This is a genomic window from Skermanella stibiiresistens SB22, assembly GCF_000576635.1.
Taxonomy (GTDB): domain Bacteria; phylum Pseudomonadota; class Alphaproteobacteria; order Azospirillales; family Azospirillaceae; genus Skermanella; species Skermanella stibiiresistens.
Genome location: NZ_AVFL01000011.1, coordinates 21,222 through 45,295 on the forward strand (window position 1 = coordinate 21,222; position 24,074 = coordinate 45,295).

A 24,074-nucleotide genomic window follows, 5' to 3' on the forward strand; every position below is an offset into this window, starting at 1 on the left:
GGCACCTGGGCAGAATTTATCCACCTTTAAAGATAACGCACGTTTGGAGTTGCCGCAACCGCATGTGTCTCGATGGGAATTTCCTGGTCACGATGAATATATCTGACGTCGTTTTTGCTCGATATGAAACGGCAAGAACTTGTATCCGCCAAAGCTCATTCATGCGAAGTATTTTTTATCACAGATGAAGAGGATATACAGGATGCACACAGATCCCACGACGTCGATTCTGATCGGCTTCGCGGGAGTTCATGAGGCTGACTGGATCTGTGTCCATCCTGTGAATCCTCTTTATCTGTGTTGAATTAAACGCTCCGGATAAGCCCTTCCGATGCTGGCGAAAGCGCGGGCGAGGGAAGACCGATACCCTCGCCCAACCGCACCCTCCGGCCCATCGACTGGGTGAGGCGGGGTGGTGGATCTCAGAACCTGACCAGATACCTGACCGCCGTGGCGAAGGCGGGGCCGGCGCCATCATCATGGCCGGGGGAGGTTTGCATCAGGCCGCCGAAGTTCAGCTCGCTATCCTCGTCCAGCATGATCCGGTACGCCAATTCGATGTCGATCTGGCGGCCGCTGGGCGTCAGGCTGGCTGATGTGGTTTCGCGGAGCACCTGACCGTCATCGGTCCTGCCGACGGGAGCGTCGATCCCGGCGCTGCCGGACGAGACGCGGAGCGGCTGGGCGACACTCAGCGACAGCCTGTCCCGGTCGGCCAGCACGTCGTTCCGGGCCAAGCCCAGCTGCCAGCTATCGCTCCGCACGCCGGACAGGCTCCGGATCAGTCCCGATCCCAGCCGGGTATCCGCCGTCACGCCGTATTGCCACGTCCCGAAGGCTTCGACCGGCCCCAGGTTGGCGGCGGCGAACAAGGCGGTGAAGCGCGTATTGACCGGCTGGCCGAAGGCGAAGGCGGAATCCCCGCTGCTGTCCAGTGCCGAGCCGCGCTCGGTCAATTCACCGAACTGCACGCCGACATGTCCGGCGCCCCAGGTCTTCCTCATCTCCGCCATCACGACCTGCCGGTCACCGTGGTCGCCCCAAGCTCGGTCGGCGCCGCGGCGCCAGCCATCGCCCTCCTGTCGCAGAGCCACGCCGGCGGCCATCGACAAACCGTCACCCAAATCCGTCCGCAGCGAGACGTTCCGCCCGGCGTCGGCGATGCCGAGGAAGGCCGACCGCGCTGGATCGCCGGAGATCGGATCTACCGTATTCCCCTCGACGGCGGCCAGGCCGAAGCGCGCCGCCATCGGCCGGCCAGAGGCGATGCCGATCTCGGTCCCCGGTGTGACGCTCGATGTGAACGCGAAACTGCGGCCCGATCCCGCCCGCTCCGGAACCTGGACTCCCCGATCGGCGCCCCGGTCGGCGAAGCTGGCGTAGCCGCCGGCACCCACGGGGGCGCCGACGAAATCCATGCCCTTGTCGCCCCCGACCCAACCCTCCAGCCCGTGCCCTGGCTGGGCGCGGGCGATCCGCGCCGTCACGTCGGCGGAATAGGCCCGCTGGTACTCGTCCAGCATGATCGTCCGGCCCAAGGTGGCGTTGGCCGACAGCGCGTCGCCGAACGCCGCCCCCAGCCGCAGGGTCGTGGCGGTCGCCTCGGCCCCCGTCGTCGCGGCCGCGGCCGTGGTCGTGCCGGTCGGGATCGAACTGGTGCCGACGGGCGCCATGGCGCCGGCGACGTTGAGCAGGCCCCTGCCATAGACGGCGTCGGTTCCGGGCGCTCCCAGATCGGTCGCGGTGCGGAGGATCAGATCGACGATTTGCGTCCCGGTCAGGTGCGGGAAGGCTTGCCTGAGCAGCGCGGCGGCTCCGGACACATGGGGAGCCGCCACCGACGTTCCGGTCGCCGTGACCGCGTCGCCGTCATTGTCGACGGCCCGGATCATCTCGCCGGGAGCCACCACGTAGGAGTTCGCCAGCGCGCCCGCCCGGTTGGAGAAGCTGGAGATCGTGTTGGACGCTCCGACCGAGCCCACCACGATGCCGTGGCCGGTGGTGGCGTCGCCGGTGACCCCCAGCGCGATCAGGTTCGTCACGGTGTCCTTGCCGTCGTTGCCGGCCGAGGCCACCAGGATGATGTCGCGGTTGGCGGCTTGCTTGAAGGCGTCGGCGAGACCGATCGGCACGAACCCCTCGCCCCCCAGCGAGTAGTTGATGACCCCGACGCCGCTCTCGGTGGCGTGGCGCGTCGCCGCCTCGATGTCGGAGGTGAAGAACTCGTTGGCGGCCTTCCCCGTCGCGGAATAGGCATCGGCGCGGATCGCCAGGATCTTCGCGCCGTAGGCGACGCCCTGGGTCTGGACACCGTTCTTCCGCGCCCCGATCACCGCGGCCACGACGGTGCCATGCCCGTCGGCGTCGGTCAGCGACTGGCCCGCGCGCTCCTTGACGATATCGGTCGACCGGCCGTCGATCGCGCCGGAGAACTCCGCCAGACCGGTGTTGACGCCGGTATCGACGATCGCCACCACCTGTCCCGTGCCGTCGATGTTCTTGGCATAGGCGGCGCCGGCCCCGATCTGCTGGAGACCGGGATTGAGCCGGTATTCGGAGGTGTCATACGCGTTGGCCGGTGGTGTCACCGGGGTTTGCGGTGGGGTGGAACTGGTGGTCGTTGGACCCGGCCCACTGCCTCCACCACATCCCGCGAGTAAAAGTAGGGCGGCGGTCGCCATTCCAGAGCGAGAGCTGATCACGGAACTCTCCCAGAACTATGTTTATGGTTATCGGACGAGTCCGAAATCTATAGTCCTGGGAGGAAATGCGCGTATTGGCAGGCGGATTATCGTTGTGGATATTGCGCGCGCTGAAAGCGCGCGCCTGACGATTACCGAGTGCTGATTTCAGTGATTATCCGAACGATAAGACAGGCCGGATTTAGCTGGTCCGAATACTTTCGGAAACCCCATCGCGTCAATCGGGCCAGAACGAAGCAGACCGGCCCGGTTGTCCAAAGGAGTTGATCAGGCCACCCGCCAGCCGATCCTGTCGCGCAGGAACCGGTAGCCCAGCGCCGTGAACGCCGCCCGCTCGGTGTTGTCCTTGCCATAGCCATGGCCGCCGGCCGCCGGCTCGTAGAAGCTGGCGTCATAGCCCATGGCCAGGAGCTTGGCCGCCATCTTGCGGGCGTGGCCGGGATGGACGCGGTCGTCGCGGCGGCTGGTCGCGATCAGGATCGGCGGATAGGCTTGGCCCGGAACGGCGGCGTGGTAGGCCGACATCGGGCCCAGGAAGGCCCAATCCGCCGGATCGTCGGGATCGCCGTATTCCGCGACCCAGCTGGCTCCCGCCAGCAACTTGGAGTAACGCCGCATGTCGATCAGCGGGATCGTGCAGAACAGCGCGCCGAACCGCTCGGGATAGCGGGTCAGCATGTTGGTGATCAGGATGCCGCCGTTCGAGCCGCCCTCCGCCGCGATCCGCTCCGGCTTGGTGACACCGCGCCGCACCAGGTCGGCCGCGACCGCCGCGAAGTCGTCATGTGACAGCCGCTTGCCCTCGCGCCGGCCGGCGTCGTGCCAAGCCGTGCCGAACTCGCGCCCACCCCGGATGCAGGCGGTGACGCTGGTGCCGCCCTTCTCCAGCCACAGCTTGCCGATGGCGGAGTTGTAGGACGGCAGCATCGAGATGCCGAACCCGCCATAGCCATACAGGTGGACCGGCGCGTCGCCTGTGCCGCCCTCCGCCGGCCCGGTCTGGACGTAGGGGATCAGCGTGCCGTCCGACGACACCGCCTCGTGCCTGGTCACCACCATCCCCGCCGGATCGAACCCGCGGGGGGCCCGCTTCAACAGGTCCGGCGCTTGGCCCGGCTTGATCAGGTACAAGGACTGCGGCGTCAGCGGGTCCTGCGCGTTGGCCAGCAGGTCGCCATTGGACTCGTCCTCCTCGACGTCCAGCGGCCAGACGCTGGCGACGCCCAAATCGGGCAAGCCGGTGATCCGCGTGTGGGTCCAACTCTCGCCCGACTCCGGAGCCGGTGGTGTCCAGACCTCGAACACCGGCTTCAGGTCGTCCAGGATCGACAGCACCAGCGTGCCGCCCGACAGGAAGTAGCCCTGCATCGCCCGGCGCGGCGCCGGCTCGAACAGGATCGCGAATGTCCTTCCGCCCGCCAGGAACTCGTCCAGCCGGATCGCCACGACGCTGTCGGCGGCGAAGCTCGATCCGCCCACGTCCCACGGCACGCGCGGCTTGATCACCAACCATCCCGCGTGCCACTGCACCCAGGCGTCGGTCGGCAGGTCCAGCTTGGTCCGCGCCCCATCACGGTCGCCGATCCACTCCGTGGCGTTGAAGAAGTCGACCTGCTCGGTGAACCAGACCCTCTCCCCGGCCTCCGAATGATCGATGGCGCCCCAGACGCTCATGGACTCCCTGGGCGTCTCGAAGATCACCGGTGCCGCCAGCGGATCGGTGCCACGCGCCCAGCGCCGCACCGCCCTGCCATAGCCGGAGTTGGTCGCCATGCCGTCGCCCAGCGCCGAGAAGATCAGCAGCGTGTCGCGGTCGAGCCACGCGGCCCCGCTCTTCGCCTCCGCCAGATGGAAGCCGCCCTCGACGAAGCCGCGGGTGGTCAGGTCGAACTCCCGCAGCACTGTCGCGTCGCCACCGCCCCGCGACAGGCTCAGGATGGCGCGGTCGTGGCTGCCGGGCAGGGTGACCGGCGCGCCCCAGACCCAATCCTCGCCCTCGGCCGCCGCCAGCGCGTCCAGGTCCAGCAGGATGTCCCAGTCGGGCTGGTCCGTGCGATAGCTTTCCAGGCTGGTGGTCCGCCACAGCCCGCGCGGGTTGGTGGCGTCCTTCCAAAAGTTGAACAGCCGTTCGCCGCGCCGCGCGATGAACGGGATGTTGTCCGGCCGATCCAGGATGGCCGCCAGCGCGTCCCGGTCCCGCTCGAACTCGGTGTCACCCAATTGGGCCAGGATCTCCGAGTTCCGAGCCTCCACCCAAGCCACCGCCCGCTCCCCATCGACCTCCTCCAGCCACAGCCACGGATCATCATCGGGCGCCGCGAGGGTAGGGCGGGGGTCGGGAAGTGTCATGGTGTGCTCTCTCGCGTTGATTGGTATCGGGGGCGTTCCTGTTGTTGGAGATTCTTTTAACACAGATAAAGAGGATTTACAGGATGGACACAGATCGGACAGAATTTGATCTCTACCGTTGAGTTTTTGAAAGAAGCGCAGTGTACCTAATAATAAAAATAGAAAGTTTCGTAATCACTTACTTACTGGGAAATCATAGATGATGTGAGATCTGTGTCCATCCTGTATATCCTCTTTATCTGTGTTAAGAAAAACTGCTCAAGCATCAAACCCATCGATTAAAATTTATTTTACAATAATTTTAATAAATACTATATTAATTGTCTAATATACTGCTTCTCAGCACGGATATGGAGGATACACAGGATGGGCACAGATGATCGAGCCAAAGCCGATCCCAGTCTCACAGCCTTGACCGAGAAGATCATCGGCTGCGCCTTCGCCGTATCAAATACATTGGGTCACGGATTTCTCGAGAACGTGTATAAGAATGCCCTCGCGCTTGAGATCGAGGCGGCTGGCCTGTTCGTCCGAAAGGAACAACCCTTTCCAGCCCACTACAGGGATAATCAGGTTGGCTTGTATATCGCCGACCTCGTGGTCGACAACACCGTGATTGTCGAACTCAAGGCGACAGCCGTCCTGACCCCAGTCCACCTCTCCCAAGTCCTGAACTATCTCAAGGCGTGCCGCCTTCCCGTAGGATTGATATTGAACTTTGGACAGCCAAGGCTCGAGGTCAAGCGGGTGATGCGGTGAGCTCCGCGTCCATCTTTGCCAACGCTTGACTCAAGCCGCCCGCCGCAGCCCGATCTCGCTCCAGATCGCCGCCAGGGCACCAACCAAGTGGTCGATATCAGCGTCGGTGTGCAGCGGGGACGGCGTGATCCGCAACCGCTCGGTGCCGCGCGCCACGGTCGGGTAGTTGATCGGCTGGACATAGATGCCGAAGCGGTCCAGCAGGGTGTCGCTGATCTGCTTGCACAGGACCGGGTCGCGCACCATCACCGGCACGATGTGGCTCGGGTTGTCGAGCATCGGGATGCCCACCGCCTCCAGCCGCCGGCGCACCGTCGCGACCCGCTCCTGGTGCCGGGTCCGCTCGGCGGTGCTCGCCTTCAGGTGCCGGATGCTGGCCAGCGCGCCGGCCGTCACGGCGGGGGGCAGCGAGGTCGTGAAGATGAAGCCCGACGCGAAGCTGCGGATGAAGTCGCACAGCGCGGCGGACGCCGCGACATAGCCGCCGACCACGCCGAACGCCTTGCCCAGCGTGCCCTCGATCACCGTCAGCCGGTGGTCCAGCCCGTCCCGCTCCGCGATCCCGCCGCCGCGTGGCCCATACAGGCCGACCGCGTGGACCTCGTCCAGATAGGTCATCGCGCCATGGGCGTCGGCCACGTCGCACAGCTCGGCGATCGGCGCCACGTCGCCATCCATGGAATAGACGGACTCGAACGCCACCAGCTTCGGCACTGCGGGGTCGAGCATCGAAAGCTTGCGGTCCAGGTCGTCGGCGTCGTTGTGCCGGAAGATGTGCCGTTCGGCGCGGCTGTGCCGGATGCCCTCGATCATCGAGGCGTGATTGCCCTCGTCCGACAGCACGACGCAGCCGGGGATGCGGGATGCCAGCGTGCCCAGCGCCGCCCAGTTGGAGACATAGCCCGAGGTGAACAGCAGCGCCGCCTCCTTGCCATGCAGGTCGGCCAGTTCCCGCTCCAGCAGCACGTGGTAATGCGTCGTGCCCGAGATGTTGCGCGTCCCGCCGGCCCCGGCGCCGCAGCGGTCGATCGCCTCGTGCATCGCCGACATCACGGCGGGATGCTGGCCCATGCCCAGATAATCGTTGGAGCACCAGATCGTCACCGTCCCAGCCCGCTCGCCATCGACGAAATGCGCGGCCTTGGGGAACTCGCCGACGCGCCGCTCCAGTTCCGCGAAAATCCGGTAGCGTCCCTCATGACGGAGACCGTCGAGTTGGTCGCGGAAGTAAGTCTCGAACTCGAAAGTCATCGTCGCCTCCAGTGGGTCTTGTCCGTTATGTTGATTTCTTCAGGCGTCGTCGCGCGCCGCCAGGTACCACGACCACAGCGCCACCGCCGGCAGCGGCAGCACCATCAGCCAATGCTCCAGCAGCGCCAGGGCCATCAGGGTCGCGAGGAAGGTGAAGCCCGCCGCCGTGAATCCGTCGGCCGCCGTGTCGCCGGCCGCTTGGATCAGCGGGACCAGGACGAGGGTGGAAGCCGTCACGGAGAGGGGGAAGAACGCGTTCATCGGCCGCTTGCGGAAATAGCTGGCCAGGTATTTCAGGTGATCCGGCAGGAACTCCTGCCCCAGGTTCGCGACACCCAGGTAGACGTTGATCTTGGCGCTCAGCCGCATCGCCCACAGCAGCAGGAAGGTCCACAGCCCGATCTGGTTCTCGCCGCCCCAGGTCAACGCCGCCACCAGAACCGCCGACACCGCGATCGAAATCTCGTGATAGGCCACCGCCCCGACCGCGTGGCGCAGACGCTCCCAGCCGGCGGCGCCGGGCGGGCAGGGCAGCCGGCGCGGTCCCGTGACCAGCCCCATCAGGAAGCTGATCTCGTTCCAGCCCCAGACCGCGAGCGCCGCGGTGAAGGCGATATAGGCGCCCGACACCGTCGTGTCCGACCGGCCCGCCGCCAGGACGTAGAGCGCCACCGCGGCGATGGCGCCCGCTCCCATCAGGCTCCAGCGGAAGGTTCGCGTGGGCAGACCGTCGAGATAGACGATCAGCCCCGTGCTGAACCACCACAGGAACAGCGTGTGGAGCACGGGAAAGGCGTGTTCGGACACGGGCGCCAACTCCCCTTTTACCAGGCCGGCGCCAGATGGACGTCGCGCGGCAGGGTGTTCGACCGGGCCGGCAGCATGTACAGCCGGGCGAAGGTCGCGACCCCGGCCGCTCCCAAGGCCAGCCGCTTCAGCCCGGCCAAGGCGCCCCCTTGGGCCGCCGCGGCGGCGCGCGCGTTGGAGATCGCCATCAGCCGTTCCAACCCCGCGCGGAACTTCGGGTTCTCGATGTCGAGCGTCAGCGGGAAGACCTGCTTGGAAATCTCCGACGTGATCCGGAACACGGTGAAGTCGTATTCGGTCGGATCGACGCCCAGCGCCTTGTGGAATTCCGGCCTGAGATGGTCGCGGACGAACATCGTCGCGAAGACCGCCAGCAGGAAGAACTTGATCCACAGCTTGTTGCCGCCGCTCAGCAGCGACGGATTGGCCCGCATCAGCAGGGCGAAGGCCTCGCCATGGCGGAACTCGTCGTTGCACCACTTCTCGAAGAACTTGAAAATCGGGTGGAACCGCAGTTCCGGGTGCCGTTCAAGCTGCCGATAGATCGTGATGTAGCGGGCGTAGCCGATCTTCTCCGACAGATACGTGGCGTAGAAGATGAACTTGGGTTTGAAATAGGTGTATTTCTTGGCCTTGGTCAGGAAGCTCATGTCCACGCCAATGCCGAAGTCCTTCAGCGTGTCGTTGATGAAGCCGGCGTGCCGGGACTCATCGCGGCTCATGAAGCTGAACAGCTCGCGGATATCGGGGTTCTTCACCCGCTTCCGGGTCTCGGCATAGAGCACGCAGCCCGAGAACTCCGCCGTCAGCGAGCTGATCAGGAAATCCACGAACTCCTGCCGCAAGCCTTCCGGCAACTGGTCCAGGTTGTTGGTGAACTCCGGCGTCCGGGTGAAGTGCTTCTTGTTGTCGTCGCGCCGCAGCTCGGCCATCACGGCGTCCCACTCGGTCCGGACGGCGCTGATGTCCAGCTTGTCCATCGCCTCGTAGTCGGTGGTGTAGAAGCGCGGGCTCAGCATCGTGTCCTCGCGCGCCTTGCTCGTGCTCTCGTTGGGCGCGCGCGTGCCGGCGCCGCCACCTTCCATGGGGATCATTGTGCCCTCCCTTCGGAAAATCCGACTTCGTACAGTTCGGTGAGTTCGAGATAGCCGGCCAGCCGCGCCTTGAGGCGTTCCACCGCCGTGGCGCGCACCACGGTGGCGCGGCGGTAATAGAAGTGCTGGGTGCCGAACGGAGCGTCCGCCGGCGCGTCATGCACGATCACCTGATCGCCGGGCCCGACCTCGACGCCGTCAAGCTCGACATAGGCGTGGACGCTTTCCGGCGTGTTCTCGATGTCGACGGTGCAGGGCACCTCGACGACGCGGGGACCGGATTGCCAACCTGTCATCATGACGCTCTCCCTTCGGTGCCGAGGAGCCGGGCGAAGGCCTCGGCGTTGGTCGGCCCGAAGGCCTCCAGGTTGATCACCCTGCCGGTCGCGGGATCGGTCAGCGACAGGCGCCCGTCGGCCCAGCGCGTCAGGACGAAGGGAGGCTCGATCCCGACGCCCTGGCGCTTCCGCTCGCGGGCGAGGCCGCGCAGCGCCCCCCGGACGAAGCCGTTGGTTCCCGGATCGACCACAGCGGCCGTGCCGCCGGTCCGGGCGTCGGTCACCTCGATGGCACCGTCCGCCCGGTCCGCGAACCGCAGCTGGCGGCTCTCGACCGAAACCGCCTCGGGCATCTGGACGGTGCCGAGACCGCTCAGCCGGGCGACGGCGGCGGACGACACGGTGAACAGCAGCAGGGCGGCGGCGCCGAGCAGGGCTCCGCGTGGAAAGACCGGATCGGTCATGCCATCATGCGCGCTCATGTCGAGGCGCTCCCCAAGGCATGCGACGGCGCGCGGCGCGTCTTGCGTTCCGCCGCGCCGATACGCGCCGGCTCGGCGTTGGCCGCGATCCCGACGCCCGCCGTGGCGGCGGTCAACGCCTCGGCCAGGATGCCCGCCACCCGCGCCGCTTCGGGAATGGCGCGCAGCATCGGCTCCGGCTGGCTGACCCGCCAGGCGCGGGCGTGCGGCCATAGCACCAGCCAGGCGACCCGGTTGCCTCCGGTCAGCGCCAAGGGAATGTCGCCGGTGCCGTCGGAATTCAATTTGACGGCCGCGGAGGTCACCAGCTTGAACGGCAGGTTGATCGCCATCGGCAGGGCGATGCCGAACCGCAGCACCACCCGCTTGTCGGTGATCGTGTAGACCGTCGTCCGCGCGACGCCCCAGGCGAACAGCAGCACCAGCATCAGCGCACAGATCGCCCAAGGCGCGAAGCGCAGCGTCGACAGCGCCGCTTCCAGCACCGTCGCGCCATCGTAATGGACGCTGAAGCCGCGCCACGCCAGCAGCACGCCGAAATAGATCGCCAGCGTGTCGAGATGCATCCCCCGCCTCGCCAGGGAAACCCAGTCGGGGCTTCCCTGCCATAGCATGGTCTCGCCTGGGGGGAGGGGGGTTGGCAGCCCCCGCACCGGCTCGACCTCGTGTTCCGTCATCATATCAGGGGCTCCTGACGGCTGGGCTTGGCGTAGAGGTGGCCGCTGGCGAAGTAGGCCATGATCCGGTCCTCCTCCCGCTTGGTCACCTGATCCGGGTCCTTGGTCGTCGGGACGTCGGCGAACTGGTGGGCCAGGATCGACGCGACCTTGACCTTGCGGTTCCAGGCGTCGATCCGCGCCATTCTCATCGGCAGCAGCACCATGCGCGTCCCGCCACCGGAAGCCGGGACCTCGACCTCCAGGTATTGGACGGCGGGTTCGGACCGGTCGACCCAGATGTCGCGGATGTCACCGGCCACGTAGCCGTCCGCCGCGACCACCTCCATCCCGATCGGATTGGGATCGCGCTCCGGGATGAAGAAGTTGTAGGCGACCCGCAGCGGCGCTATCCGGTTGTCGTCCTCGGCCGTCAGCTCAGGCACGTCCTCGCGCATCGCCCAGGCCGCCGGACCGACGCCGTCCACCATGGGATTGCCGGTCGGGACCAGCGGAGCCCCCAGCCACAATCCGGTCGGGACCGCCGCGATGTCGCGATCGTCGGGATTGCCCGGCGGGGCGGAATATCTGGTTCCGTCGCGCAGCAGGAAGACCTTGGGAGCGGGGATCGGTGGGAACCCCTGGACCGTGACCTTGTCCGACCGGTCGGACAGCAGCGGATAACCTTCCCGCTTGTCCTCCTGGTGCAGGTAATAGATCAGGCCGGCGAAGAAGATCCAGAACGCATATAGGACGACCTGGGCCACGTCGATGTAGCTCGTGATGGCTCCTGTTTCCATCGGTGACCTCCGCGGGTGTGGGCGGTTGAAGGGTGGGTCTTAGCCGGGGAATTCGGCGAGGCCGAATGCCGGGGCGGGTGCTTCTCTTCTCACTGGTCTCGACCGGACCAGGGGTCCGATCGCGGCCAGGGTCGCGAACAGCAGGATGATTTCCAGGTAATAGACGGCGCCGTAGCCGACCGACGGGTCCGCCAGCGCCGGTCCCAGCGCCCCTTGGGCGCCCAGGCTCGACACGATGTCGCGGATGCCGCCGCCGGCCGCGATGGCGACACCGGCGGCCGTCGCCTGCACCGCTCCCCAGGCGCCCAGCGCCAGCCCGCTCTCGCCCTCGCGGGCCAGCGCCATGGCGGCGGTCAGGGTTCCGACGACGAACAACCCGCTGCCGAAGCCGATCAGCACCGTGCCGATCCGGCACAGCAGCGGTGAGTCCAGCGGAGCGGAGAAGATCACGGCGGAGAAGGCGGCCAGCCCCGCCAGCACGCCCAGCGCAGCGAGGCGGTAGGGATCGGCTCCCCGGCCGAGCCGCCGGGCCGCCAGCGCGAAGCCGGCCAGGGTGCCGCCCGCCAGCAACGCCGTCAGCGCGGTGGTCTCGCCGACGCTCAGGCCGAGGATCTGGCCGCCATAGGGTTCCAGCAGGATATCCTGCATGCTGAAGGCCGCCGTGCCCAGGCCCACCGCCACCAGCACCCGTCCGGCCCGGCCCGATGCCTGGAAGGCCCGCCACGATTGGCTGAAGCTCGGCCGGGGCAGGCCCGGCGCCGTCGCCGCCGGATTGCGCGGCTCCTGCTTCCACAAGGCGATGACGTTGAGGACCATGGTCGCGACGGCCGCCCCCTGGATCACCCTGATCAGCCGAAGCTGCGAGAACTCCGCCAGCAGGGCTCCGAACACCAGGGCGCTGACGACCATGCCGACCAGCAGCATCACGTAGAGCAGCGCCACCACGCGGGGACGCGTCTCGGGCGTGGCCAAGTCGGTCGCCAGCGCCAGCCCCGCCGTCTGGGTCGTGTGCAATCCGGCGCCGACCAGCAGGAAGGCGAGGGCGGCGGCGACATGGCCGACGAAGGCCGGGCCTGTCGTGTCGCCCGACAGGATGATCAGCGCGAACGGCATGATCGCGAAGCCGCCGAACTGTAGCAGCGTGCCGAACCAGATATACGGTACCCGGCGCCAGCCCAGCACCGAGCGGTGCGTGTCGGACCGGAAGCCCACAAGTGCCCGCAGCGGCGCGAACACCAACGGCAGCGAGACCATGCCCGCGACCAGCCAGATCGGCACCCCCAGTTCCACCACCATGACCCGGTTCAGAGTGCCGTTGAGCAGAACCACCGCCATGCCGACGGAGACCTGGAACAGCGCCAGCCGCAGCAGGCGGCCCAGCGGCAGTTCCGGGGTCGCGGCGTCCGCGAAGGGCAGGAACCGCGGCCCCAGATAGGTCCAGACCCGGTGACGCCTAGCCATGGGGAACCAGCTCCATCGCCTGCGACGTGTAGAAGCCGCTGGAGATCCTGTGGGTTCGCGCCGCCCTCCAGCCCGCGATCCCGGCGGTCAGCAGGCTTCGCAGCCCCTGTTCCCGAACCGGCTCGATGGCCGGCGCCCTGTTGCCGCGCGGGAACAGCTTGCCGACCGCGTGCATCGCCGTCAGCGCCGGGGTGCGCGGCGCGAAGGTGAACAGAACCGAGCCCTCGGTCCGGGCCGCCAGGGCGGCCACCGCCCGGCTCATGTCGCCGGCGTGATAATGGATCAGGGAGTCCATCGCGACCACGTGGTCGAACCGGCCAAGCGCTGGGTCGAGCATGTCGCCGACCCGGAAGTCGATGTCGACGCCCGCCGGCATCCGCTCCCGCGCCAGTCCGACCAGCTTGGGCGAAAGGTCGATCGCGACGACCTCGGCGCCCCGTCTGGCCGCCTCCAGCGCCAGCATGCCGGTGCCGCATCCGGCGTCCAGCAGCCGGCGCCCGCGCAGGTCGTCCGGCAGCCAGCCCAGCAGCGTGCCGCGCATTCCGTCGCGCCCGGCGCGGACCGTCGCCCGGATGCGCCCGACGGGAGCGTCCGAGGTCAGGCGCGACCACGCCTCCACGGCGGTGCGGTCGAAATAGGTTTCCAGCCGGTCGCGGCGTTCGAGGTATGAGATCGTGTCCATCAGTCGAACCCCAGCAGATCGAAGATGTCGCGATCCTTCATCGGCACCGGCGCCAGCGGCGGCGTTCCAGCCCACAAGGTCGCGGCCAGCCGCAAATACTCGGTCTGGACCGCCTCCAATTCGGGGGAGGGTTCCATTTCGAACAGCGTGGCCTTCTTCAGCCGGCTCCTGCGGATCGCGTCCAGGTCGGGGAAGCGCGCCAGCGTCTCCAGGCCGACCACGTTGTTGAAGCGGTCGATCTGGTCGGTCCCGGCGCTGCGGTTGGCGATCACGCCGCCCAGCCGCACGTCGTAGTTCTTCGCCTTGGCGTGGATCGCGGCGACGATGCGGTTCATCGCGAAGATGCTGTCGAAGTCGTTGGCTGTGACGATCAGCGCCCGGTCGGCGTGCTGGAGCGGGGCCGCGAAGCCGCCGCACACCACGTCGCCCAGCACGTCGAAGATCACCACGTCGGTGTCGTCCAGCAGGTGATGTTCCTTCAGGAGCTTGACCGTCTGGCCGACCACGTAGCCGCCGCAGCCAGTCCCCGCCGGCGGCCCGCCGGCCTCGACGCACATCACGCCGTTATAGCCCTCGAACACGAAGTCCTCGGGACGCAGCTCCTCGGAGTGGAAGTTCACCGTCTCCAGGATGTCGATCACCGTCGGCACCAGCCGCTTGGTCAGCGTGAAGGTGCTGTCGTGCTTGGGATCGCAGCCGATCTGGAGCACCCGCTTGCCCAGCTTTGAGAACGCGACCGACAGGTTGGACGATGTCGTGCTCTTGCCGATGCCGCCCTTGCCGTAGACGGCGAAGACGCGGGCTCCCTCGATCCGGACGCTGGGGTCCAGTTTGACTTGGACGCTGCCTTCGCCGTCCAGGCAACCGCCCTTGTGGTGCGATTGCCCGAAATCGGGACGCCGCGTGAGTGTCGTTGTCGTGGTCATGCCGCCGCCTTTTCGCTGATGCCTTCGAGCCGGTCCTCGAGCGCGTCGCCAGCCCTGCGCAGGGCCGCGAGCATGGTCTCGTCCGGTGACCAGTAGCGCCGCTCGTGCGCCTCGATCAGGCGGTTGGCGACACGCGCCGACGCCTTGGGATTGAGTTCGGCCAGACGCTCGCGCATTTCGTCGTCCAGCAGGAAGGTCTGGGTCATTTGCTGGTAGACCCAGGGCGCCACCTGGCCCGTAGTGGCCGACCAACCCAGGGTGTTGGTCACGTGGGCCTCGATCTGGCGGACACCCTCGAAGCCATGCTCCAGCATGCCCTCGTACCATTTCGGATTCAGCACGCGGGTGCGGACCTCCAGGGCCACCTGTTCGGACAGGGTCCTGACGGTGCCCTCGCCCCGTGTCTGGTCGCCGATATAGACCGGCACCGTGGCGCCAGTGACGCGCCCGACCGCCCGGCTGATGCCGCCGAGATTGTCGAAGTAGTGGTCGATCGTCGTGACGCCCAGCTCGACCGAGTCCAGGTTCTGGTAGGCGAGTTGGACGCCCGCCAGCAGCGTTTCCATCAGCTCCGCCTGCTTGACCGGCACGCCGGCGCGGCCATAGGCGAAGCATTTCCGCTTGGTGAAGGCCTCCGCCAGCTCGTCCTCGTCGGTCCAGGCGCCGCTGTCCACCAGCTGGTTCAGGTTGGAGCCATAGGTGCCGTCGGCGTTGCTGAAGACCCGCAGGGCCGCCGTCTCGAAGTCGCAGCCATGGACGCGCTGATGCTCCAGCGTGTGCTTCCGGATGAAGTTCAGCTCCAGCGGCTCGTCGGCGCTGGACGCCAGGAACGCCGCCTCCGCCAGCAGCTTGATCTGGAGCGGCAGCAGGTCGCGGAAGATGCCAGACAGGGTCAGCACCACGTCCGCCCGCGGCCGGCCTAGTTCCTCCAGCGGGATCAGCGACGCGCCGCACAGCCTGCCATAGCTGTCGAACCGGGGCAGGGCGCCCATCAGCGCCAGCGCCTGCGCGATCGGCCCGCCCTCGCTCTTCAGGTTGTCGGTGCCCCACAGGACGAAGGCGATCGTCTCGGGAAAGCCGTTGCCCTCCGTCCGATGGCGCTCCAACAAGCGGGTCGCCTGCCGCGCGCCGTCCGCCACCGCGAAGGCGCTGGGGATGCGATAGGGGTCGAAGCCGTGGATGTTGCGGCCGGTCGGCAGGATCTCCGGCGTCCGCAACAGGTCGCCGCCGGGAGTGGGCCGGATGAAACCGCCATCGAGCGCGTGGATGATCGCCGTCAGCTCATGGTCCTCGGACATCAGCCTGTCGCTCTCCGCCAAGCTCTTGTAGAGCGTCAGCGTCGCCTCCTCGGCCGTGATCTCCTCGGGCTTCCGTCCGGCGACCAGGGCCTCGACATCCGCGCGGGGTGAAATCACCCCCTGGGTCGATTCCGCCATGGCCAGCAGCAGGTCCACCCGTTCCGGCGCCGATGGCGGCTGGCCGACCACGTGGAGGCCATGGGGGATCAGGGTGTATTCCAGTTCCAGGACGGCGGTCATCAGCCGCGCCACCTCGGCGTCGGCGTCGTCCCAAGCAGGCTCCGGCTGGGCCAGATCGACGGCGGCCGCCTGCGCCTGGATGACTGTGGCGAGCGCGCCGCGGTCGGCCTGGATCTCGGGGGTCAGGGCGCGCCAGCTCTCGATCGACGACTTCAGGTCCAGCAACCCACGATACAGGCCGGCCTTGGTGATCGGCGGCGTCAGATAGCTGATCAGGGTCGCCGCCGCGCGACGCTTGGCGATGGTGCCTTCCGACGGGTTGTTGGCGGCGTAGAGATAGAAGTTCGGCAGGTCGCCCAGCAGCCGGTCGGGCCAGCAGGCGCTCGACATCGCGGTCTGCTTGCCCGGCATGAACTCCAGCGCGCCGTGCGTTCCGAAGTGCAGGGCGGCATGGGCCCCGAAATCCTCGCGCAGGTAGCGGTAGAAGGCGGAGAAGGCGTGGGTCGGCGCGAAGCCCTTCTCGAACAGCAGCCGCATCGGATCGCCTTCATATCCGAAGGCGGGCTGCAAGCCGACCAGGACGTTGCCGAACCGCTCGCCCAGCACCAGCAGGCTGGACCCGTCCGTCTGTTGCCGGCCCGGTGCCGGACCCCACTCGGCCTCGATCTCGCGCAGCCAGCGCTCCCGCCGGACATGATCGTCGACCGGCACCCGGGCGTGGACATTGGCGTCCGATCCGAACCGCGCGGCGTTGCCCTGGATGATCCGGGTCCGCAGGGCGTCGACCGTCTCGGGAACCTCGACCGTGTAGCCCGCCGACTTCAGGGCCTTCAGCGTGTTGTGCAGCGAGGCGAAGACGCTGAGATAGGCCGCGGTCCCGGTGGCGCCGGCGTTGGGCGGAAAGTTGAACAGCACGACCGCGATCCTGCGGTCGGCGGCCGGGGTCCGGCGCAAGGTCACCAGCTTTTCCACCCGCGCCGCCAAGGCCGCCGCCCGCTCGGCGTGGACCTGCATGTCGCGCGCCCGCTCCAGGGGGGCGGCCGCGGACCGGCCGCCGAACAGCATCGCCCCGGTGCCGCCGTCCAGTTCGGGGATCGCCACCATCATGGTCGCCTCGACCGGCATCAAGCCGCGGCCCGAGGCCTCCCATTCCTCCAGCGTCTGGAACTCGACCGCGTGGGCCGCGACATAGGGCACGTCCAGCCCGGCCAGCATGGTCTCGGCCGCCTTGGCGTCGTTATAGGCGGGGCCACCGACCAGCGAGAACCCGGTCATGGAGACCACGGCATCGACCACCGGCTTGCCATCGTTCAGGAAGAACTTCTCCACCGCCGGCCGCGCGTCCAGCCCGGTCGCGAAGGCCGGGATGACCCGCAGGCCCTTGGCCTCCAGCGCCGCGATCACGCCGTCGTAATGCGCGGTGTTGCCCGGCAGCAGGTAGCTCCGCATCAGGAGCAGCCCAACGGTCCCCCGGCATCCGGCGAATGCTGCCGGCAGCTTGGCGGCGTTGTCGGTCATGCGCGGCGTCAGGGCGGGGTGATAGACGCCGACCTCCGGGTATTCCGCCGGAGGGGCCGCCCTCAGCGTGCCGCGCAGGTGGCGCCGCTCGCCGTCGGCGTAGCGGTCGACCAGGAAGCGCAGCATCTGCGCCACGTTCTCGTCCGACCCCGCCAGCCAGTATTGCAGCGTTAGGAAATAGGCCCGGACATCCTGGGCGGCGCCGGGGATGAAGCGCAGGATCTTCGGGATCCGCCGCAGCATCGCCATCTGGCGGGCGCCGGAACTGCCGCCCTCCTTCTTGGCGCCGCGCAGCCGCTTCAGGAAGGCCAGCGGGCCGCGCTCGTTGCCGGTCATGGTGAAGCGGCCGATCCGGGTCAGCCGGATCACGTCGCCGGCCGACATGCAGGCCACCATCGCGTCGCAATTGTCCCGCCGCGCCTGGAGCGCTGGGAGGACGGCCTGGATGTGGTCCTCCATGAACAGCATGTTGGCGATCACGATGTCGGCCTCGGCGATATCGCTCCGGCAGCGCTCGACCGAGCCTGGGACGGCGCCCCATTCCGCCGCCGCGTGGAGCGTGACGGTGAGGTTGGGAAGATCGCGGGCGACGCTCAGCCGTGCCCGTTCCGTGGCGCCCGCCAAGTGATTGTCCATCGTCACGATGACGACGCGGACTGGGGTTTGGTCAGGAGCTGAAATGGGCTTTGGCATGGTACAGCGTCTCGACGGTGATGAGCGCGATGCCACGGTCGCGGGCGAAGCGCTCGGTGTTGCGGCGGGCCTTGCCGCGGACGAAGAACGGCACCTTCCGAAGTTCCCGCTCGGCGTCGGGCGCCCAGTCGGAGGTGTCGGATTCCGGTGCCGATTGGGGTGTGGCCGGTTGAAGAGTGGCCGGTGAGGCGGCCGCGGCATGGCCGAGATGCGACGGCGCCGCCTCGGCGGAGAACTCGAAGTCGTCGCGGAACATCGTCAGCAGATGCTCCTCCAGGCCCATCATCAGCGGATGGACCCAGGTGTCGAAGATGACGTTGGCGCCCTCGAAGCCCATCTGGGGCGAATGGCGTGCCGGGAAGTCCTGGACATGCACCGGGGCGGAGATCACCGCGCAGGGGATGCCCAGCCGCTTGGCGATGTGGCGCTCCATCTGGGTGCCCAGCACCAGGTCGGGCTGAAGCTCCGACACCAGCGCCTCGACCTCCAGGTAATCGTCGGTGATCAGCGCCTCGATGCCGTACAGGGCGGCGGCCTCGCGGACTTCGCGGGCGAACTCGCGGCCATAGGTGCCGAGACCGACCACGGTGAAGCCCAGCTCGTCCTTCGCGATCCTGGCCGCCGCGATGGCGTGGGTGGCGTCGCCGAAGATGAACACGCGCTTGCCGGTCAGGTAGGTGCTGTCGACCGAGTGCGAGTACCACGGCAGCCGGGACGCGCTGGCGGCGAGTTCCGCCGGAACCTCGATCCCGGCGACCCGGGCCACCTCGGCGATGAAGTCGCGGGTGGCGCCGACGCCGATCGGCACGGTCGCGACGGTCGGCTGATGGAATGTCCGTTCCAGCCAGCGCGCCGCCGTCGACGCGATCTCGGGATACAGCACGATGTTGAAATCGGCCTCGCCCAGCCGGGCCATATCGGCCGGTGAGGCGCCCAGCGGCGCCACCACGCCGACATCGACGCCGATCCGGTCCAGCAGATCCGTGATCTCGGTGATGTCGTCGCGGTGCCGGAAGCCCAGCGCCGCCGGGCCCAGCACGTTGCAGCGCGGGCGGCCTCCGGTGTGGCGGGCGCAGGCAGGATCGGCCAGCGCCCGGACCAGCCGGTAGAAGGTCTCCGCCGCTCCCCAGTTCTCCTTCTTCTGGTAGGAGGGCAGTTCCAGCGCCACGACGGGGATCGGCAGGTTCAGCGCGCGGGCCAAGCCGCCCGGATCGTCCTGGATCAGTTCGGCGGTGCAGGAGGCGCCGACCATGATCGCCTGCGGCTGGAACCGCTCGTAAGCCTCGGCCACGGCGGTCTTGAACAGGACGGCGGTGTCGCCGCCCAAATCGCGCGCCTGGAAGGTCGTGTAGGTCACCGGCGGGCGCTTCGACTGACGCTCGATCATGGTGAACAGCAGGTCGGCGTAGGTGTCGCCCTGCGGCGCGTGGAGCACGTAGTGGACGCCCTCCATCGCGGTGGCGATCCGCATGGCGCCGACATGCGGCGGCGCCTCGTATGTCCAGAGCGTCAGGCGCATGAGGCCAAATCCCTGTGGCGGCGCAGCGGCCGGGCGAACAGCCCCGCCAAGTCCGTCGCTTGCTCGTAGCCATGGATGGGAGTGAACAGCAGTTCGATCGACCACTTGGTCGTCAGCCCCTCCGCCTCCAGCGGGTTGGCGAGACCAAGCCCGCAGACGGTGATGTCCGGCTGGGCGGCGCGGCAGCGGTCCAACTGGCGTTCCACGTGCTGGCCCTCGCTCAGCACGGTCCCGGCGGGCAGCAGCTCCAGCTCCTCCGCCAGATGGGCGCGGTGCAGATAGGGTGTTCCGACCTCGATCAGCTCCATTCCCAGCTCGGTCGCCAGGAAGCGGGCCAGGGGCACCTCCAGCTGGCTATCGGGAAAAAAGAAAACGCGCTTGCCCGCCAATTCGGCACGGAAGCGGGCAAGCGCGCCCCGCGATCTTTCGCGGGAGGGGGAGATCGTGGAGAGGAAACGGGCGTTGGGGACGTTCCAGGCGGATGCCGCCGCCGCCAGCCAGGCGGTGGTGCCCTCGGCGCCGAACGGGAAGGGGGCGGGCAGCCGGGTGGCGCCACGCTCCTCCAGCACCCGAGCGGTTTCCGCCAGGAATGGCTGCGCCAGCAGGAACGATGTGTTGGGGCCGACAGGGGGTAGATCGGCGGCCCGGCGCGGCGGCAGGAAATGGACGGGGCCGATGCCGAGATCGTCGAAGATCCGCCGGAACTGGTCCTCGACCACCTCGGCCAGCGAACCCACCACCAGCAGCGAGCGCGAGTCGGTCTCCTGGGGTGACCCAGAGGGCGCTGTGGGAAGCTCCGGCACCAGGGCCGCCAGGCAGGCGTCCTCACCCTGGGTGAAGGTGGTCTCGATCCCGCTGCCGGAATAGCTGAGGATGCGCACCCGCGGCGCGTGCTCCCGCGACAGCCGCGCCGCCGCCCGGCCAAGATCCAGCTTGATCACCTCCGACGGGCAGGAGCCGACCAGGAACAGCATCTTGATGTCCGGGCGCCGCTCCAGCAGTTGGCTCACCGCCAGATCCAGCTCGGTGTTCATGTCGGCCAGCCCGGCGAGGTCGCGTTCCTCGATGATGGCGGTGGCGAAACGGGGTTCGGCGAAGATCATGACGCCCGCCGCCGACTGGATCAGGTGCGCGCAGGTCCGCGATCCGACCACCAGGAAGAAGGCGTCCTGGATTTTGCGGTGCAGCCAGATGATGCCGGTCAGCCCGCAGAACACCTCCCGCTGGCCGCGCTCCCGGATGACCCTAGGGGCGGTAGCCGCGATCATGCCGTCCAGCGCCGCCGTCATGAGGCGGCTCCGACGGGGCCGAGTCGCGGCGCATTCGCGGCGGCCTCGTCGCGCCGGGCGGCGCGCAGCTTCAGCAGGAACTGGGTGGCGTTGATGACGTAGGTGGCGTAGGCGGCCAGCGCCAGGAACATCCGCTCCCGCGCGCCCAGCCCGTCGGTGGCCAGCGCCACCAGATAAGCCGTGTGGAGGGCCAGCACGAGGATGCTGAAGACATCCTCCCAGAAGAAGGCGCGGGCGAACAGGTATTTGCCGAACACGACCTTCTCCCAGATCGAGCCGGTAATCATGATCGCGTAGAGCGTCAGCGTCTTGACCACCACCGAGGCGTCGGCCGCACCCTCGCCGGAACCGGTCGAGAGGTAGCGCAGGACCAGCGCCAGGCTGACCAGGAAGACGACGAATTGGACGGGAGCCAGGATGCCTTGGACCAGCGTCCAAGGCGACTGGTCGCGTCTCCGTCGTTCCTCGGGTGTGTAGAGGGCCTGGGGTTTCCGGACCGCGGTCTGCCGCATTGCGTTTCTCCCTGTCGGCCCTTGGCGTGGGCCTTGGTGAAAACGCTAAACCTTCTTCTTGACACCGTCAACACGAATAGACGTCAATTAAACATGACACTTACGGCGGCGTTAGCCTCCTGGGGAAGCCCTGGTATCTTATGGGCGTATCCGGTGTCGGATGTGATAGGCCCACCGGATTTGTGGTTGAGGGGCATTAATCATGAGCGTAGGCTCCCCTCAATCCTCAGGGAGCAAACAATGAATGACTCGCTAGAACGGGTCGTTTCAGGGAGGGCCTGGGAAGAGGTCGAATGTGCTCAGGTCACGGAGAGCACTGTCATCGACTCTCGGGTCGCCACAAGGCACGGCCAGTCCGGCCAGTTGTTGGCCGGTTTGATTGACACCGTCGAGGCGGAGATTGTTCCCCGCCTTGTCCTCGCCCGCCGATCGGCTCCGCGGCTGCTTCAGGTCTCGGAGCTTCGGCAACCAGTTCCGGCGCCCGCTCCGCACCCGGATGACGTGCTGGAATTGTCCTCGCTGCTGCTGAACGAACAGTTCCAGCGGGCGTCCTCCTTCGTCCAGACCGTGCGGGCGCGCGGCGTGGAGTTGGACACCGTGTACCTGGACTTGCTGGCGCCGGCGGCGCGGCATCTGGGCGACCTGTGGACCAACGACGTCTGCCACTTCGCCGACGTGACGATCGGTTTGTGCCGCCTGCAACAGGTGCTCCGTGACTTCAGCCCGGCCTTCCTCCGCGAGTCCTCCATCCGCGACGACGGCCGGAGAGCCTTGCTGATGAGCGTCCCAGGCGGCCAGCACACCTTCGGGACGCATATGGTCGCCGAGTTCTTCCGGCGCGCCCGGTGGGACGTCACGACCGGGGCTCCCGTCGCCCGTGACGAGTTGATCAGGATCGTCCGCAGCCAATGGTTCTCGATCGTCGGCCTGTCGGTCAGCTGCGAGGTCCAGATCGACATGCTGGTCAAGACGATCCGCCTGATCCGCCGCGCGTCGCGCAACCAAGCCGTGGGTATCCTTGTCGGCGGTCCCGTTTTCATCGCACATCCCGAGATGGTGGCGCTGGTCGGAGCGGACGCCACCGCCGCCGATGGCCGCCAAGCCCCGGTCCAAGCTGAAAATCTTCTTGCGCTTATCGCAAAACAAAGCTGAAACTGTTTCTATGGACAGCGTGTTGATAGAACCAAGGTTGTCCAGAATTCATGTGGTGCGCGAGGTCTGATTGTGGCGTCTACTGTCAATGAATTTTTACGTCAACCTTACTTGACAAATTTACCCAGGAAGCCCTAGATGGTGAGATCCAAGGCGTCAGCCGAACTCGCTGGACAGCTTGACAACAAAGCAGGCCTGAAATCCGCGGGAGCTGACCTCCATCCTTCGGCCCCGAAGGTCTCGCCTCCCGTGAAGCACTTCAAAGCTCCAAAGGAGTCATTTGAACATCTTGACGCCGAGGCCGTCGCGGCCCTGGTGGCATCCGCTGGCGACGTGGCTCTTGTCATGGACGCCAAGGGTGTCATCCAGGACCTGACACTCGGCAACGCCGACTTGCCGCGCGACTGGCATGACCAGTGGGTCGGCCGGTCGTGGCTTGACACGGTTACCGTCGAAAGCCGCATCAAGGTCGAGTCGATGCTGCGCGACGCGGAGGCTGGGTCGCCGCCGCGCTGGCGCCATGTCAACCACCCGATGCCGCGTGGCGCCGACATCCCGATCCAATATTCCGTCGTCAAGCTGGGCGCCGAGGGCAAAATGGTGGCGATCGGCCGCGATCTCCGCCCGTCCGCCGCCCTCCAGCAACGACTGGTCGAGGCGCAGCAGACGATGGAACGCGACTACGCGCGCCAGCGCCATGTCGAGATGCGCTACCGCCTGCTGTTCCAGATGACCCACGAGGCGATCCTGATCGCCGACGCCTCGACCCACAAGATCCTGGAGGCCAACCCCGCCGCCGAGGCCTTGCTTGGCCAAGCGGTTGGCGAGGCCACTGGCCGGCCTTTGCCCGACGCGCTCGATCCCGCCGACATGCCCGCCCTCCAACTGCTGCTGGCGGGAGTGCGCGCCACCGGCCGGGCGGACGAGGCGGAGGCGCGGACGAACTCTGGCCGCGAGTTGCGCGTGTCCGCGGCATTGTTCCGCCAGGACACCGCTTCGCTGTTCCTGATCCGCCTGATCCCGCTGGCAGTGGAGCGGGGAGAGGAAACCCGTTCCGAGCCGCAGCACTTTCAGATCGTCGAGGGCATGCCCGACGGATTCGTCGTGACCGACGCCGAGGGCAGGATCATCGACGCCAACGCGGCCTTCCTCGATCTGGCCCAGCTCGCGGCGGAGGAGCAGGCGCGGGGCCAATCGCTCGAGCGCTGGCTCGGCCGTCCCGGCGTCGACCTCGGCGTACTGATGGCGAACCTGCGCCAGCACGGTTCCGTCCGCCTGTACGCCACCACCCTACATGGCGAGTACGGCGCCAGCGCCGAGATCGAGGTCGCGGCCGGCGCCGTGCCCAGCGCTGGTCAACCCCGCTTCGGCTTCTCGATCCGTGACGTCGGCCGCCGCCTCGCCACCGAGACCCGTAAGAAGGAGTTGCCGCGCGCGGTCGAACAGCTCACCGAGCTGGTCGGCCGCGTGCCCCTCAAGGACCTCGTCCGCGAGACCACCGACGTGATCGAGCGTCTGTGCATCGAGGCCGCCCTGGAGCTGACCGGCGACAACCGCGCGTCGGCCGCCGAGATCCTCGGTCTCAGCCGCCAGAGCCTCTACGTCAAGCTGCGCCGATACGGTCTTGGCGACCTGGAGGCGGGCGAGTAGGGGAGCGCGCCCAGCG

At 67.4% G+C, this 24,074-nt stretch carries 19 protein-coding genes; 3 read left to right on the top strand and 16 right to left on the bottom strand.

The genetic code is table 11. The annotated features are described in order from the left end of the window. Nucleotides 1-422: 422 nt before the first annotated feature. Together N825_RS16000 and N825_RS16005 are read right to left on the bottom strand one after the other, a co-directional pair. The gene (locus N825_RS16000) at nucleotides 423-2,588 is read right to left on the bottom strand and encodes a S8 family peptidase (RefSeq protein ID WP_037453857.1); all 2,166 of its coding nucleotides are present in this window, start codon (nucleotides 2,586-2,588) and stop codon (nucleotides 423-425) included. A gap of 381 nt (nucleotides 2,589-2,969) precedes the next feature. Continuing rightward, a complete protein-coding gene (locus N825_RS16005) occupies nucleotides 2,970-5,051 on the bottom strand; it encodes a prolyl oligopeptidase family serine peptidase (RefSeq protein ID WP_037453858.1) in 2,082 nt (693 codons plus the stop codon). Between the two features lie 366 nt (nucleotides 5,052-5,417). Between N825_RS16005 and N825_RS16010 the strand changes: the two genes are divergently transcribed. Continuing rightward, a complete protein-coding gene (locus N825_RS16010; protein ID WP_051512440.1) occupies nucleotides 5,418-5,810 on the top strand; it encodes a GxxExxY protein in 393 nt (130 codons plus the stop codon). Between the two features lie 30 nt (nucleotides 5,811-5,840). Here the strand turns inward: N825_RS16010 and hemA are convergent, their stop codons facing one another. From hemA to bchF, 14 genes are read right to left on the bottom strand one after another with little or no spacing between them, the layout of a single operon-like run. Next, complete coding sequence (hemA, locus tag N825_RS16015; protein WP_037453864.1) at nucleotides 5,841-7,061, bottom strand: 5-aminolevulinate synthase; 1,221 nt, start codon at nucleotides 7,059-7,061, stop codon at nucleotides 5,841-5,843. Between the two features lie 39 nt (nucleotides 7,062-7,100). Further along, on the bottom strand, nucleotides 7,101-7,868 hold the full coding sequence (gene puhE, locus N825_RS16020) for a putative photosynthetic complex assembly protein PuhE (RefSeq protein ID WP_051512441.1): 768 nt from the start codon (nucleotides 7,866-7,868) through the stop codon (nucleotides 7,101-7,103). Between the two features lie 17 nt (nucleotides 7,869-7,885). Next, nucleotides 7,886-8,962: a magnesium-protoporphyrin IX monomethyl ester (oxidative) cyclase gene (gene acsF / locus N825_RS16025; RefSeq protein WP_037453867.1), complete on the bottom strand. Its 1,077-nt coding sequence runs from the start codon at nucleotides 8,960-8,962 to the stop codon at nucleotides 7,886-7,888. Next, entirely contained in the window at nucleotides 8,959-9,261 is a 303-nt protein-coding gene (locus N825_RS16030; protein ID WP_245613137.1) for a hypothetical protein, read from the bottom strand. Before N825_RS16030 ends, acsF begins: the two co-directional genes overlap by 4 nt. Then, nucleotides 9,258-9,722, bottom strand: a complete 465-nt coding sequence (puhC, locus tag N825_RS16035; RefSeq protein ID WP_037453870.1) for a photosynthetic complex assembly protein PuhC — start codon at nucleotides 9,720-9,722, stop codon at nucleotides 9,258-9,260. The genes N825_RS16030 and puhC overlap by 4 nt, the downstream gene beginning before the upstream one ends. Further along, nucleotides 9,719-10,402 (bottom strand): photosynthetic complex putative assembly protein PuhB, encoded by a 684-nt coding sequence (gene puhB / locus N825_RS16040; protein ID WP_051512442.1) that lies wholly within the window; start codon nucleotides 10,400-10,402, stop codon nucleotides 9,719-9,721. The genes puhC and puhB overlap by 4 nt, the downstream gene beginning before the upstream one ends. Then, complete coding sequence (gene puhA / locus N825_RS16045; protein WP_037453873.1) at nucleotides 10,399-11,178, bottom strand: photosynthetic reaction center subunit H; 780 nt, start codon at nucleotides 11,176-11,178, stop codon at nucleotides 10,399-10,401. The genes puhB and puhA overlap by 4 nt, the downstream gene beginning before the upstream one ends. 39 nt (nucleotides 11,179-11,217) lie before the next feature. Further along, a complete protein-coding gene (locus N825_RS16050; RefSeq protein ID WP_037453877.1) occupies nucleotides 11,218-12,639 on the bottom strand; it encodes a BCD family MFS transporter in 1,422 nt (473 codons plus the stop codon). Beyond that, the gene (bchM, locus tag N825_RS16055; protein ID WP_037453880.1) at nucleotides 12,632-13,321 is read right to left on the bottom strand and encodes a magnesium protoporphyrin IX methyltransferase; all 690 of its coding nucleotides are present in this window, start codon (nucleotides 13,319-13,321) and stop codon (nucleotides 12,632-12,634) included. Before bchM ends, N825_RS16050 begins: the two co-directional genes overlap by 8 nt. Then, nucleotides 13,321-14,247 carry a ferredoxin:protochlorophyllide reductase (ATP-dependent) iron-sulfur ATP-binding protein gene (gene bchL, locus N825_RS16060; protein ID WP_084164779.1) on the bottom strand — a complete coding sequence of 309 codons (927 nt, stop codon included), beginning with the start codon at nucleotides 14,245-14,247 and terminating at the stop codon, nucleotides 13,321-13,323. Before bchL ends, bchM begins: the two co-directional genes overlap by 1 nt. Continuing rightward, on the bottom strand, nucleotides 14,244-17,936 hold the full coding sequence (locus tag N825_RS16065) for a magnesium chelatase subunit H (RefSeq protein ID WP_037453883.1): 3,693 nt from the start codon (nucleotides 17,934-17,936) through the stop codon (nucleotides 14,244-14,246). The genes bchL and N825_RS16065 overlap by 4 nt, the downstream gene beginning before the upstream one ends. Then, nucleotides 17,911-19,455 carry a ferredoxin:protochlorophyllide reductase (ATP-dependent) subunit B gene (gene bchB, locus N825_RS16070; RefSeq protein ID WP_037453885.1) on the bottom strand — a complete coding sequence of 515 codons (1,545 nt, stop codon included), beginning with the start codon at nucleotides 19,453-19,455 and terminating at the stop codon, nucleotides 17,911-17,913. The genes N825_RS16065 and bchB overlap by 26 nt, the downstream gene beginning before the upstream one ends. Further along, the gene (locus N825_RS16075) at nucleotides 19,446-20,744 is read right to left on the bottom strand and encodes a ferredoxin:protochlorophyllide reductase (ATP-dependent) subunit N (RefSeq protein WP_037453886.1); all 1,299 of its coding nucleotides are present in this window, start codon (nucleotides 20,742-20,744) and stop codon (nucleotides 19,446-19,448) included. The genes bchB and N825_RS16075 overlap by 10 nt, the downstream gene beginning before the upstream one ends. Then, a complete protein-coding gene (gene bchF / locus N825_RS16080) occupies nucleotides 20,741-21,256 on the bottom strand; it encodes a 2-vinyl bacteriochlorophyllide hydratase (protein WP_037453888.1) in 516 nt (171 codons plus the stop codon). The genes N825_RS16075 and bchF overlap by 4 nt, the downstream gene beginning before the upstream one ends. Nucleotides 21,257-21,496: 240 nt before the next feature. Between bchF and N825_RS16085 the strand changes: the two genes are divergently transcribed. Both N825_RS16085 and ppsR read left to right on the top strand, forming a co-directional pair. Beyond that, a complete protein-coding gene (locus tag N825_RS16085; protein ID WP_211098394.1) occupies nucleotides 21,497-22,408 on the top strand; it encodes a cobalamin B12-binding domain-containing protein in 912 nt (303 codons plus the stop codon). 249 nt (nucleotides 22,409-22,657) lie between these two features. Next, on the top strand, nucleotides 22,658-24,058 hold the full coding sequence (gene ppsR, locus N825_RS16090) for a transcriptional regulator PpsR (RefSeq protein ID WP_037453890.1): 1,401 nt from the start codon (nucleotides 22,658-22,660) through the stop codon (nucleotides 24,056-24,058). Nucleotides 24,059-24,074: the final 16 nt, after the last annotated feature.

Excerpts from the sequence above, each read along its gene's own strand:
- N825_RS16005 (WP_037453858.1), bottom strand. The coding sequence starts at position 5,051 with ATGACACTTCCCGACCCCCGCCCTACCCTCGCGGCGCCCGATGATGAT.
- N825_RS16010 (WP_051512440.1), top strand. The coding sequence starts at position 5,418 with ATGGGCACAGATGATCGAGCCAAAGCCGATCCCAGTCTCACAGCCTTG.
- hemA (WP_037453864.1), bottom strand. The coding sequence starts at position 7,061 with ATGACTTTCGAGTTCGAGACTTACTTCCGCGACCAACTCGACGGTCTC.
- acsF (WP_037453867.1), bottom strand. The coding sequence starts at position 8,962 with ATGATCCCCATGGAAGGTGGCGGCGCCGGCACGCGCGCGCCCAACGAG.
- N825_RS16030 (WP_245613137.1), bottom strand. The coding sequence starts at position 9,261 with ATGATGACAGGTTGGCAATCCGGTCCCCGCGTCGTCGAGGTGCCCTGC.
- puhC (WP_037453870.1), bottom strand. The coding sequence starts at position 9,722 with ATGAGCGCGCATGATGGCATGACCGATCCGGTCTTTCCACGCGGAGCC.
- puhB (WP_051512442.1), bottom strand. The coding sequence starts at position 10,402 with ATGATGACGGAACACGAGGTCGAGCCGGTGCGGGGGCTGCCAACCCCC.
- puhA (WP_037453873.1), bottom strand. The coding sequence starts at position 11,178 with ATGGAAACAGGAGCCATCACGAGCTACATCGACGTGGCCCAGGTCGTC.
- N825_RS16050 (WP_037453877.1), bottom strand. The coding sequence starts at position 12,639 with ATGGCTAGGCGTCACCGGGTCTGGACCTATCTGGGGCCGCGGTTCCTG.
- bchM (WP_037453880.1), bottom strand. The coding sequence starts at position 13,321 with ATGGACACGATCTCATACCTCGAACGCCGCGACCGGCTGGAAACCTAT.
- bchL (WP_084164779.1), bottom strand. The coding sequence starts at position 14,247 with ATGACCACGACAACGACACTCACGCGGCGTCCCGATTTCGGGCAATCG.
- N825_RS16065 (WP_037453883.1), bottom strand. The coding sequence starts at position 17,936 with ATGCCAAAGCCCATTTCAGCTCCTGACCAAACCCCAGTCCGCGTCGTC.
- bchB (WP_037453885.1), bottom strand. The coding sequence starts at position 19,455 with ATGCGCCTGACGCTCTGGACATACGAGGCGCCGCCGCATGTCGGCGCC.
- N825_RS16075 (WP_037453886.1), bottom strand. The coding sequence starts at position 20,744 with ATGACGGCGGCGCTGGACGGCATGATCGCGGCTACCGCCCCTAGGGTC.
- bchF (WP_037453888.1), bottom strand. The coding sequence starts at position 21,256 with ATGCGGCAGACCGCGGTCCGGAAACCCCAGGCCCTCTACACACCCGAG.
- N825_RS16085 (WP_211098394.1), top strand. The coding sequence starts at position 21,497 with ATGAATGACTCGCTAGAACGGGTCGTTTCAGGGAGGGCCTGGGAAGAG.